The following is an 11,010-nucleotide window of genomic DNA, read 5'->3' on the forward strand; positions in this document are numbered from 1 at the left end:
GGAGAATCTACAATGAATATCGATTTGCATACCCACGGCAAGCTGTCCAAAAAAACAGAGTTTTCCCTCGACTACTTCCTCTCCATGACGAGGGAAGCATCGGAGAACGGCCTTCAAGCGATTGCGCTCACGGAGCATTTCAATACGCGGAACTTCTGCGATATGATGGACCAGCTTGATGCCTCATTCGACTATAAAGAGGATTACTACGAGGTTGAGGGGCTCCGCGTATTCACTGGCATGGAGGTCGATGTCAGCGGCAAAGGACATATTCTGATCATCGCGAACCGCGACCTTATCCGCCAGCTTCGCCGCGACTTGGAGAAGCATACGGAGCATGACAGCTACATCCCGCTCAGCTCGCTTCTCGATCATACCGAAGGCTGGCCCGCGCTGCGCATTGGCGCTCATCCAACAAGGTCAAGCACGCCGCTGACCCATCATGATCCACAGCTGCTAGCCAGACTGGACGCTCTAGACCTGAATGCCAAGGATCTCTACGAAGCCGGGCTCGAGACGGCCGATCAGGTGCGGGCGCTCGCCGACCGCCTGATGCTCCCCGTCACCGCCGGAAGCGATTCGCATCAGCCTCTGCAATTCGGCAGCGTCATTAATAAGTTGGAGCAACGATGCGAGACGGCCGAGGAGCTTCGGAGTCTCATTCGAGAAGGGCGCTACGAGCTGGAAATATCCCCTTGCCTTCACGTGAAGGTGAAAGGCGCTCAAATGATGAAGGAGCTGCTGAAGCGATCGATGGTCATCGCTTAAAGCAAGACGCAAGAAGGCCCCTCCGCTTCTAGCAGAGGGGCCTTCCTATATTTTTAATGCAATGATCTTACAGTCCGGTCATGGAACCTGCGAACAGCTCCGTCAACTCATCCATGGTCAGAGCGTCCGTCGGGAACTCAGGGAACTTCACTTCTTTGTTCAGCTCGGAGTATTGCGATGTAATCGACAATCCGATTTTCGCATCAAGTCCACTCTCTTCGTCCTTCACTTCCACGCCGATCTTGCCTGCTTGGTAGACCAGGTAATCATCTTGAACCGCGCCAGTCAGCTCAAGCACGTTGAACTTCAGATTATTTTGCAGCACGTTGAGGATTTCTGTTTTGTTCGTATCCAGATCCGCTTTCGCCTGCTCCAGATCCGCCTTCTCCAACTGCGCATATTGCAGGAACGATTCGTTCGCAAGCAGAATATCTAATACCTCTGGAAGCGCGTTGTTCACCAGTGTCTCAACCGTCTGCGCGTAGTTCTCTTCGCTGATCGCGAACTTCACGACTTGGTCAGCCTTCACGCCTTCCGGAAGACCGGCATCCGCCGCTTTCACTTCGGAGAAATAGGTTTTCTCGTCGAAATGCTTGAGCAGCACGGCGGAGAGCTCTTGAACCAGCTTTTGCTGTTCGGCGATATCCATCTCCGGGATTTCGATGCCTTCCTCCTGCGCCAGCTCTTTCATGTTGATCTCTACGTATTTGTCGGCGATCGTCTCCGGAATACCCAGCATCGGGATATTCGGGATTTTCACGAACATCTTCTCTTCCGTAATGATCATTGGCACCGCCAGCTTCATATCCATCATGCCTGGAAGAATAATCTCCATATTCATATCCATACGCATTGGATCCTTCTGGAACGTAGCGTCGGCTTTAATTGTCGCGTCCTTGATAATGCCTGCTACCGCGGCTGTCGACATGCCCATCTCGGCTGCATCGGCAGTATCCTCCGGCAGCTCCAGCTCGTCAAGCTGGATCGTCATCGACGTTTTGTATGTGTTGGCTTCCATGGTCTTCATCGTAGCGTTGATCAACGCTTCCTTCGGCGGGGTCTTCGCGCTGCACCCTGCGATAACGACTGTCAGAATAAGCATAAAAATAAGGGCCAAACGTTGTACTTGCTTCATTGATCGGTTTACCTCCACTATCTCTTTTTTTCACAGCACCTCCATTCTATAATAAATGTTCGCCGATTAGAAGCAATTGGAACAAAAAAACTCCCGTACCAGCATTTATCTGATACGGAAGTCCTTATTGGAATCAACCCTCGGGGTTCAAATGACTTACATGATTCCTACTTTTGACCTTCTTGGAGCCGGACAAAGGCGCCGGACCGCCGCTGTCGTCGTCCATTCGTTTCTTCTCGTTGTGCGGCACGGCATCCGGATTAGGCACGCTTCTAGGTTTGCTCATTGCATGTATCCTCCTATAGGGGTTCTAATCTCCAAAATCGGCAGCTCTTCGAGAGGCTAGTTGTCGCTGTCGCCTCGTTGATGGCTCAAATCCGTCGGCTGGTCGAAGTTCAACGAATCCTGATGCCGGCGGTCGTTTTTATCCTGGTTGAATTGCTGCGCTTGATGGCTGTTCACTGGATTCATATCCAGAGCCTCCGCCACGTTGGATAAATTTTTGTCCGCCGTTCCTTTGGCTTTCGTCATCCTATTCTCTCCTTAAGCATGAGTCAGCTGCTGCAGCGCTTGCGCGCATTCATGCAGATGTCTCTGATAATCATGGATCAACTGTTGGATTATATCCGTACGCTCATCTACCGTGACATTGTCCTTCTCCACGTCGACCAGCTCCACTTTGACTTCGCGGCTGTCCACGTAAGTCACTTTGAAATCGAATTCGTACATTTGATGTCCAGCCGAATGAATCGTGACGCGCAGCGCTTTGTCATCCGCCTCGTCGCGTTTCACATCACAGCGGTCGGACACGTTCATTGTCCTCGGCAATGTACGCTGCCAAGCATCGGCAAGCTGTTGCGGATCGATTCGAAGCTCATCAGATTTCGCCATAAGTAGTAGCACCTCCACAAGCTTAAGATGCGATGGCGAAGCGCTTTTTATACGATTGCGAACGTCCTCGCTTATTGCGTTTCCCGTACAAATGTTTCCTCCGCATCTTCGCTTCACGGCCCGTTCTCATCCCTCCCCGCCAAACGCAAAAAACCGATTCCTCTTCAGGAATCGGCTGTTTTTTCGTTTGGCGGAGAGGGTGGGATTCGAACCCACGTGAGCTTGCACTCTAACGGTTTTCAAGACCGCCCCGTTATGACCGCTTCGGTACCTCTCCACATATAAAGTTACGGCGTAACAAAAGATATTGTACCACAGGCCAAAAATGAATAGCAAGCTCTTCTTGGCCTGTGGCACCTCGTAATTAATGGCTGCCGAAGCAGTCGTTACCGCTAGCTGTTAACGAGCGGTTATGGCGTTGATTCCGCCCATGTACGGACGCAGCGCTTCGGGAATAACGACCGAGCCGTCCTCCTGCTGATAGTTCTCGAGAATAGCGGCTACGGTACGACCTACGGCAAGACCCGAGCCGTTCAGCGTATGCACGAATTCCGGCTTGCTCTTCGGCTCCCGGCGGAACTTGATGCCTGCGCGGCGAGCTTGGAAATCCTCGAAGTTGGAGCAGGACGAAATTTCACGGTACGTGTTCGCGCTTGGAATCCATACCTCCAAGTCGTACGTCTTCGCCGACGTGAAGCCCATGTCGCCCGTGCAAAGCGTCAGCACGCGATAAGGCAAGCCTAACAGCTGCAGCACCTTCTCCGCATCGGCCGTCAGCTTCTCCAGCTCATCGTACGAATCCTCCGGCTTCACGAGCTTCACCAGCTCGATCTTGTTGAATTGATGCTGGCGAATAAGACCGCGCGTATCGCGTCCGGCCGATCCGGCTTCGGAACGGAAGCAAGCGCTGTACGCCACGAAGTTCTTCGGCAGCGACTCGTTGTCCAAAATTTCTTCGCGGTGAATGTTCGTCACCGGCACTTCAGCCGTTGGAATTAAATAATATTCCGTATCCTTCAGCTTGAACAGATCTTCTTCGAATTTCGGAAGCTGCCCCGTGCCGATCAAGCTGTCGCGGTTCACGATATACGGAGGCAGAATCTCCTCGTAGCCGTGCTTGTCGCTATGCAGATCCATCATGAAATTAATCAGCGCGCGCTCCAGCCTTGCTCCCAATCCTTTGTAGAACGTGAAGCGCGAGCCCGTCACCTTCGCAGCGCGCTCGAAATCGAGGATGCCCAGCTCCTGCGCGATATCGTAATGCGCTTTCGGCTCGTAGCCGAACTGCGGTACATCGCCAACCCGGCGCATCTCGACGTTCTCTTCCTCGGAAGCGCCGACCGGCACGCTTTCGTTCGGAATATTCGGGATGCTTAGCATCAGCTCGTCCACCTGAACATCCATTTCGCGCAGCTCGTCGTCAAGCGCTTTGATCCTGTCGCCGACCTCGCGCATTTCCACGATCAGCGCTTCGGCGTCTCCGCCCGATTTTTTCAGCTTCGCCACTTCTTGCGATACGATATTGCGGCGATTCTTGAGCTGCTCCGTTTCCCCAATCACTTCACGGCGCTTCTGATCCAACTCGGGGAAGCCCGCGATCAGGTCCAACGATGCGCCGCGGTTGCGGAGAGCCTGCTCTACTTTCTCGAATTCCGTCCGTAACAATTTGACATCCAACACGTTGAGTCCAAGCTCCTCTCTAGAGAGCGTAATAAGTCCATTCTTGACAGCAATGGCTGTGCTTATGCTTTAAGTCTATGCTTTGGCGGCCGCGGCTTCTTTCACCATCTCCAAGAAATACGCGTGAAGCCGGTAGTCGTCCGTCAGCTCCGGATGATAGGATGCCGCCAGAAGCGTTCCTTCTCTTGCCGTAACGATCTCGCCATTGTATTCGGACAACACCTCTACGCCTGCCCCGACCGACTTGATCAGAGGGGCCCGGATGAATACGGCCCGAATCGGCTCCTCGATGCCTTTCACCTCGAGATCGGTCTCGAAGCTCTCCCGCTGGCGCCCGAAAGCGTTGCGGGCCACCGTCATGTTCATCAGCTGCAGATGCGCTTCTTCTTGCCCTTCGATCTTATCGGCCAAGACGATCAATCCCGCGCAAGTCCCGAACAGAGGCTTGCCTTGCGCCGAGAACTCGCGAATCGCATCCATGAATCCATACTTGCGCATCAGCTTGCCGATTGTTGTGCTTTCCCCGCCTGGGATAACCAAACCGTTCAGCTCATCCAGCTGTTCCACCCGCTTAACGGCGACCGCTTCCGCGCCCGCCGCTTCCAAGCTTCGAATATGCTCCGCTACGGCGCCTTGCAGCGCCAGAACGCCAATCTTCATCGTAACCTCGCCACCTTTTGTAAAAGGCCGGCCTCCCCCGAAGGCTTGGCCGGCTAATCTGCAATATTAGAGGCCCCAAAGCCCCTTTTTAGATTCCGCGGTCTTGCATGCGCTCAGCAGCGTGAAGCTTGCTGATCTCGATGCCTTTCATCGGAGTGCCAAGGTTTTTGGACACTTCCGCGATCAGCTTGTAATCGTTGTAGTGAGTCGTCGCTTCCACGATCGCGCGGGCGAACTTCTCCGGGTTGTCGGATTTGAAAATACCGGAGCCGACGAATACGCCGTCTGCGCCCAGGTGCATCATCAGAGCCGCGTCGGAAGGAGTCGCTACGCCGCCTGCGGCGAAGTTAACAACCGGCAGCTTGCCTGTTTCGTGTACGCCAAGCAGCAGGTCGTAAGGAACGCCCAGCACCTTCGCTTCATTATAAAGCTCGTCCTTCGACAAGCCTTGGATTTTGCGGATTTGACCGTTAATCAGACGAAGATGGCGAACGGCCTCCACGATGTTGCCCGTTCCCGGCTCGCCCTTCGTGCGGAGCATGGCCGCGCCTTCTTGAATACGGCGAAGCGCTTCGCCCAGGTCCTTTGCTCCGCATACGAACGGAACGGTGAATTCGCTTTTGCTGATGTGGAACACTTCGTCCGCCGGCGTCAATACTTCGCTTTCGTCGATGTAGTCTACGCCCATGGATTCCAGCACTTTTGCTTCCACGTAGTGGCCGATACGAGCCTTCGCCATAACCGGAATGGATACGACTTTCATAACCTCTTCCACGATCGTCGGATCAGCCATACGGGCTACTCCGCCTGCCGCGCGAATATCGGAAGGCACGCGCTCAAGCGCCATAACCGCCGTAGCGCCTGCCGCTTCCGCTACCTTCGCTTGCTCGGCGTTCATGACGTCCATGATGACGCCGCCTTTTTGCATCTCTGCCATACCGCGTTTTACGCGCGATGTACCTGTCTCCATCTCTCTCGTTCCTCCTATTGTTCATCCCTTGGAATGTTAAATACCGCAGTAGTTCTAACCATTGATTTTACAGGAACAACCGATAATCGACAAGCCTTTAACCCTGTAAAGTGCTCGGAATTAGAACAAATCGAGAATGCTGTTGAATAAGTTGGAGAAGAAGTCGCCGATCGCGCGGAAGAACAGCTTGAACCAGCCTGCTTTCTCCGCTTCTTCCGTCGTCACCAAATTAACGGTATAGTCGAGGTTTTTGCCCGTCGCCTGATCCGCGTACGTGTACGTAACCGTTCCGACCTTCGTGCCGGCGGCAATCGGAGCAACCAGCTCGCTCTCTGGAAGAAGCTCGTAGCCCTTCATCTCGATCTTCGCTTCCGCGCCTTTCGTAACCATGAACGTAATGTCTTTGTCGGTTACGACGGGAATCGTCTTTTGTTTGCCCTTCTTAATTTTGACGGTTTCCACGGTTTCTACCACGGATTTCGGAGGCAGCACCGTCTTTTTCTCGAAAGTCGCGTATGCGTAGTTGTAAAGCTTCGCCGTCTCGTAGAAACGAGCGTCCTTGGTCGCGGTGTCCATGACAACGCTGATGTAGCGGATATCGCCCTTCTTCACCGTACCCGTGAAGTTGTAGCCCGCCGCGTTAATGAAGCCGGTCTTCATACCGTCTACGCCTTCATACGCCAAGTGCCGCAGAAATTCATTGTTTACGTTCGAGCCCAGCATGTAGTTGAAGTTAACCATCGGCTTGGTATCGCGCTCGCGGAACTTATACTCTTGAATACTGGAGTACTTTAGAAAGTCCGGATGCTCCAGCAGGATGTGACGCGATAATCTTGCGATGTCCCCTGCGGACATAACGGTCGTATCCTCGAATCCCGTAACGCTTGTGAAATGCGCCGTGCTTAAGCCCAGCTCGGCCGCCGTCGCGTTCATCTTCTCGATGAAAGCGTCCAGACTGCCGGAAACTTGAATGGCCAGCGCCTTCGTTGCGTCGTTCGCGGAACCAACCGCCATTGCTATATATAAATCTTTTACGGAATGCTGATCGCCTGCGGCCAAATAAATTTGCGATTCCGACGGATCGGTGTTCGCCGCTTCGGGATGAACGCTTACGATGTCCTCCCATTTCATTCGCCCGTTCTTGATCTCATTCAGCACGATATACTCTGTCATCAGCTTCGTCATACTAGCAATCGGAAGCGGCTGGTCCGGATTCACCTCGAACAGCACTTGTCCCGATTCCGCTTCCATGAGAATGGCGGACTTTACCTGCAAGCCTAGCGAGTTCTCCGTGCTGGGCCTATTATCGAACCCTACAGCCAGAGCGCTTGTCGCGCCCAAAGACAACACAGCGATCCAGAGCGCCAAACTGGTAGCCATGACCGACAACCATCGAACCGGTCTTCCCATTACTTTCAATGTCGTTTCCCCTTTTCCCATTGGTTTTTCCACTGCTAATTGTAACATAGGCGACCGCCCTATTAAACCTCTTTCGCCTGATGCGGAATGAGAGTTCCTTCATCTGTAACCAATCTGTAACCTGTCCAAAATTGTCAAATCGCCTCGTATTTTGCATCCCCATTCACGTCTAGCAAAAAACCAGCAAGCGACAACCTTCGAGGATTGTCGCTTGCTGGTTTTGTTTGTCACGCCGATGTCGTCGCAATCCCGGCTTAAAGGGAGTAGTTCGGCGCTTCTTTCGTAATTTGTACGTCGTGCGGATGGCTTTCGCGAAGACCCGAGCCCGTGATGCGGACAAATTGCGTGTCGTTGCGCAGCTCATCGAGCGTCGAAGTTCCGCAATAGCCCATGCCGGAGCGCAATCCACCAAGAAGCTGATGCACGGTATCCGCGAGCGGTCCTTTGTAAGGAACGCGGCCTTCGATGCCTTCCGGAACGAGCTTGCTCTCGTTCTCTTGGAAGTAGCGATCCTTGCTGCCTTCCTTCATCGCGCCGATCGAGCCCATGCCGCGGTATACTTTGAAGCTGCGGCCTTGGAAAATTTCCGTCTCGCCAGGGCTCTCCGCCGTACCCGCGAACAAGCTTCCGATCATAATCGCGCTTGCGCCCGATGCGATCGCCTTCGTGATATCGCCGGAATATTTGATGCCGCCGTCCGCGATAATCGGCACATTGTACTCTCTAGCGACTGAAGCGCAATCGTAGATAGCCGTAATTTGCGGAACGCCGATACCCGCGATGACGCGCGTCGTACAGATCGAGCCTGGTCCGATGCCGACTTTGATGACCGATGCGCCTGCCTCGATCAAATCTCTAGTCGCCTCGCCTGTCGCGACGTTGCCTGCGATGATCGTCAAGTTCGGATACGCGTTCCGTATCTTGCGTACCGCTTCGAGAATATTGATATGATGGCCGTGAGCCGAGTCAACGACAAGCACGTCGATGCCTGCGTTCACGAGCGCTTCCACGCGGTCCATCGTATCTTTGGAGATGCCTACCGCTGCGCCGCACAGCAGCCTGCCATGCTCGTCCTTCGCCGCGTTAGGGAATTGGATTGCCTTCTCGATATCCTTGATCGTGATCAGACCTTTAAGCGTGTTCTCCTCATCCACGAGAGGCAGCTTCTCGATCTTATGCTGCTGGAGAAGCACTTCCGCTTCCTGCAGCGTCGTGCCAACCGGCGCCGTCACCAGGTTGTCGCGCGTCATGACTTCGCTGATTTTGATGGAGTAATCATGTACGAAACGAAGGTCGCGGTTCGTCAGGATGCCGACCAGCTTCTTGTCTTCATTAACGATCGGAACGCCGGAGATCCGGTATTTGCCCATGAGCTCTTCCGCATCATACACATGATGATTCGGCGTAAGCGAGAACGGGTTCGTAATAACGCCGCTCTCCGAGCGCTTCACGCGGTCCACTTCCTCCGCTTGCTGAGCGACCGACATATTCTTATGAATAATGCCGATTCCGCCCTCGCGCGCGATGGCGATCGCCAAAGCGGATTCCGTTACGGTGTCCATGCCTGCGCTGATGAGCGGAATGTTGAGCTTGATGTTGTCGCTTAACCGTGTCGAAATATTAACCTCTCTTGGCAGCACTTCTGATTTGCGCGGAACAAGCAAAACGTCGTCGAACGTTAGCCCTTCTTTAGCGAATTTCGTTTCCCACACGAGTATGTTCCTCCCTTATTTTCGATGCCTCTGATGTATATTATTGCAATATTAGCAGAGGGGGTAGGGGCTGTCAAGGCAGGGAAAAGGCTGTAACGGCGCGGTTTCTCCCGCCTTTAATTGTACAGAATTTTGGCAATCTTCAGAAAAAATCCGGTAAGTACGCCGTTCTTCCAGGAATTCGATTTTGTAAGCGATTTATTGTATCGGATGCCCCTTGCATGCGATTCATGAAGATGAAATCCGACACTTTACGGTACCCAAGCAGCAGGGAGGATAAGGCTCCAATTCCCAGTTTGAGCGCCTCGCCAATTTCCGGTACATCGGTTAGCCGACTGACCTTAGCTTGTCCTGCTGGCGTAATGACGAGCTCGAAGCAGCCGTTGTTCCACGGAGCATGCTCATCTGCTACTTCTAAGTATACCCGATCTTCTTGTTCCGCCGCCAGAAACGGATAATCCCTCAAGAAAGCTTCGACATCGACGATACGCGCCATAAAATATGGAACAACCTCTTGCTTGATGCGCGGATCCGGCAGTCGATCGGGCAGCCTATCGTCGATGGGCGCGTTCCACACCGCTTTCTCGATCATCGAATCATGCTGCGCAATGAATGACCAAATCGCCTCATAGGTTTCACCCGTCAGATAAATTAGCTCGTGTACCGTTAGGCTCGATTCTTTGACCTCATATAGTAAATACCCCTGCGCTTCGCCTGCCCCATCGCGATATAACGCGATTTGTCCTGGCTTCCTCACCGGAATCCGATGCTTCCACCAGAGCGCGGATCTGGACAAGGAACCGTTGTATCTCGAAGCGTACGTTTCATAAACATCGTGGATAGCCTCGTATGAATCCTGCCGCTCGAATCGGCCATTATAGGGCACCCGAGGAGGAAGCTGCTTCACTTGAATCGTATAGGTTTTCAGCTCTGTATAAGTCTCCCACCCATATTTGCGGTAAAAACCAAATGCGAACGGATGCAGGAACGACACGTTCTGCCCGTTACCGCGCATGCGCTCCAGCAAATGAACCAGGAGCTTGCCGACGTATCCTTGCCTCCGATGCTCTGGCCATGTCGCCACACCCGCGACGCCGCCCATGGCGAATGACCGTCCGCCAATATAAGTGGTCAAACTCAAGACGGTCGCCATCGCCGCCAACTGCCCATCCACGAACACGCCCCACCTCTCGGATGGCTCCTCCGCGATCCGAACCCGCGCCTCCTCCAACTGCTCTTCCGTTCTCGTGTACTGAAACGCAAACTGCGCCAGCTTCATGCTCTCTTGAAAATGCTCATCTCCAAGAAGCTTCAATTGTACGTTCCCCATCCATAACCCTCCTCCGAACAATAGATGCTTTGCTCGTTCTATCATCTCATAAGTATTGGGGCTAGTCCAAATGGTTGGTATTAACTTGTAACTCGTCAATTACATTAGACAAGTTTGGGACGACGTCCATTCCGCACCGGCGATGAATCAGCTTCGAAGCTATCACATCGCCGGTCGGCGTCTGAACCTACCACTTAAGGCCGGGTCACACTTCGTCGAATTACTTCGATCATAGGGTTCAGACACTCTCCCAACAGGGAGAGTGAAGTCGCCACGCACACAAAAAGACCTACCGTAAATACATACGGTAGGTCTTGTGTGCTTGGCGACGTCCTACTCTCCCAGGACCCTGCGGTCCAAGTACCATTGGCGCTGGAGGGCTTAACGGTCGTGTTCGGTATGGGAACGCGTGGTTCCCCTCCGCCATCGCCACCAAACGATGTTC

Annotated in this window: 11 protein-coding genes, 1 tRNA gene and 1 rRNA gene; 1 reads left to right on the plus strand and 12 read right to left on the minus strand. The window is 53.4% G+C overall.

All coding sequences use genetic code 11. The features are described 5' to 3' along the window. Window positions 1–12 precede the first annotated feature (12 nt). Complete coding sequence (locus NQZ67_RS28720; protein WP_257452745.1) at window positions 13–768, plus strand: PHP-associated domain-containing protein; 756 nt, start codon at window positions 13–15, stop codon at window positions 766–768. Between the two features lie 67 nt (window positions 769–835). On the opposite strand, the gene NQZ67_RS28725 is transcribed toward NQZ67_RS28720, so the two are convergent. From NQZ67_RS28725 to rrf, 12 genes are all read right to left on the minus strand, one after another. Further along, window positions 836–1,903 carry a hypothetical protein gene (locus NQZ67_RS28725; protein ID WP_257452748.1) on the minus strand — a complete coding sequence of 356 codons (1,068 nt, stop codon included), beginning with the start codon at window positions 1,901–1,903 and terminating at the stop codon, window positions 836–838. A gap of 133 nt (window positions 1,904–2,036) precedes the next feature. After that, the gene (locus tag NQZ67_RS28730) at window positions 2,037–2,189 is read right to left on the minus strand and encodes a small acid-soluble spore protein P (RefSeq protein ID WP_257452749.1); all 153 of its coding nucleotides are present in this window, start codon (window positions 2,187–2,189) and stop codon (window positions 2,037–2,039) included. Window positions 2,190–2,245: 56 nt separating this feature from the next. Then, complete coding sequence (locus NQZ67_RS28735; protein WP_257452750.1) at window positions 2,246–2,434, minus strand: hypothetical protein; 189 nt, start codon at window positions 2,432–2,434, stop codon at window positions 2,246–2,248. 12 nt (window positions 2,435–2,446) lie between these two features. Then, on the minus strand, window positions 2,447–2,794 hold the full coding sequence (locus NQZ67_RS28740) for a hypothetical protein (protein WP_257452751.1): 348 nt from the start codon (window positions 2,792–2,794) through the stop codon (window positions 2,447–2,449). 188 nt (window positions 2,795–2,982) lie between these two features. Then, window positions 2,983–3,071 (minus strand) — tRNA-Ser (locus NQZ67_RS28745). Between the two features lie 122 nt (window positions 3,072–3,193). Further along, a complete protein-coding gene (gene serS / locus NQZ67_RS28750; protein ID WP_257452752.1) occupies window positions 3,194–4,474 on the minus strand; it encodes a serine--tRNA ligase in 1,281 nt (426 codons plus the stop codon). Between the two features lie 75 nt (window positions 4,475–4,549). Continuing rightward, window positions 4,550–5,134 carry a pyridoxal 5'-phosphate synthase glutaminase subunit PdxT gene (gene pdxT, locus NQZ67_RS28755; RefSeq protein WP_257452753.1) on the minus strand — a complete coding sequence of 195 codons (585 nt, stop codon included), beginning with the start codon at window positions 5,132–5,134 and terminating at the stop codon, window positions 4,550–4,552. Between the two features lie 88 nt (window positions 5,135–5,222). After that, window positions 5,223–6,104, minus strand: a complete 882-nt coding sequence (gene pdxS / locus NQZ67_RS28760) for a pyridoxal 5'-phosphate synthase lyase subunit PdxS (protein WP_257452754.1) — start codon at window positions 6,102–6,104, stop codon at window positions 5,223–5,225. 120 nt (window positions 6,105–6,224) lie between these two features. Continuing rightward, a complete protein-coding gene (locus NQZ67_RS28765; protein WP_257452761.1) occupies window positions 6,225–7,514 on the minus strand; it encodes a D-alanyl-D-alanine carboxypeptidase family protein in 1,290 nt (429 codons plus the stop codon). Window positions 7,515–7,777: 263 nt separating this feature from the next. Next, window positions 7,778–9,235 carry an IMP dehydrogenase gene (guaB, locus tag NQZ67_RS28770; RefSeq protein WP_257452755.1) on the minus strand — a complete coding sequence of 486 codons (1,458 nt, stop codon included), beginning with the start codon at window positions 9,233–9,235 and terminating at the stop codon, window positions 7,778–7,780. Between the two features lie 142 nt (window positions 9,236–9,377). Continuing rightward, a complete protein-coding gene (locus NQZ67_RS28775) occupies window positions 9,378–10,565 on the minus strand; it encodes a GNAT family N-acetyltransferase (RefSeq protein ID WP_257452756.1) in 1,188 nt (395 codons plus the stop codon). A 320-nt stretch (window positions 10,566–10,885) separates the two neighbouring features. After that, window positions 10,886–11,002 (minus strand): 5S ribosomal RNA (gene rrf / locus NQZ67_RS28780). Window positions 11,003–11,010 lie beyond the last annotated feature (8 nt).

The sequence above is a fragment of the Paenibacillus soyae genome, from assembly GCF_024623455.1.
In the GTDB taxonomy this organism is placed as follows: Bacteria; Bacillota; Bacilli; order Paenibacillales; family Paenibacillaceae; genus Pristimantibacillus; species Pristimantibacillus soyae.

Excerpts from the sequence above, each read along its gene's own strand:
- NQZ67_RS28735 (WP_257452750.1), bottom strand. The coding sequence starts at position 2,434 with ATGACGAAAGCCAAAGGAACGGCGGACAAAAATTTATCCAACGTGGCG.
- NQZ67_RS28725 (WP_257452748.1), bottom strand. The coding sequence starts at position 1,903 with ATGAAGCAAGTACAACGTTTGGCCCTTATTTTTATGCTTATTCTGACA.
- NQZ67_RS28740 (WP_257452751.1), bottom strand. The coding sequence starts at position 2,794 with ATGGCGAAATCTGATGAGCTTCGAATCGATCCGCAACAGCTTGCCGAT.
- NQZ67_RS28775 (WP_257452756.1), bottom strand. The coding sequence starts at position 10,565 with ATGGGGAACGTACAATTGAAGCTTCTTGGAGATGAGCATTTTCAAGAG.
- NQZ67_RS28765 (WP_257452761.1), bottom strand. The coding sequence starts at position 7,514 with ATGGGAAGACCGGTTCGATGGTTGTCGGTCATGGCTACCAGTTTGGCG.
- pdxS (WP_257452754.1), bottom strand. The coding sequence starts at position 6,104 with ATGGAGACAGGTACATCGCGCGTAAAACGCGGTATGGCAGAGATGCAA.
- NQZ67_RS28730 (WP_257452749.1), bottom strand. The coding sequence starts at position 2,189 with ATGAGCAAACCTAGAAGCGTGCCTAATCCGGATGCCGTGCCGCACAAC.
- pdxT (WP_257452753.1), bottom strand. The coding sequence starts at position 5,134 with ATGAAGATTGGCGTTCTGGCGCTGCAAGGCGCCGTAGCGGAGCATATT.
- NQZ67_RS28720 (WP_257452745.1), top strand. The coding sequence starts at position 13 with ATGAATATCGATTTGCATACCCACGGCAAGCTGTCCAAAAAAACAGAG.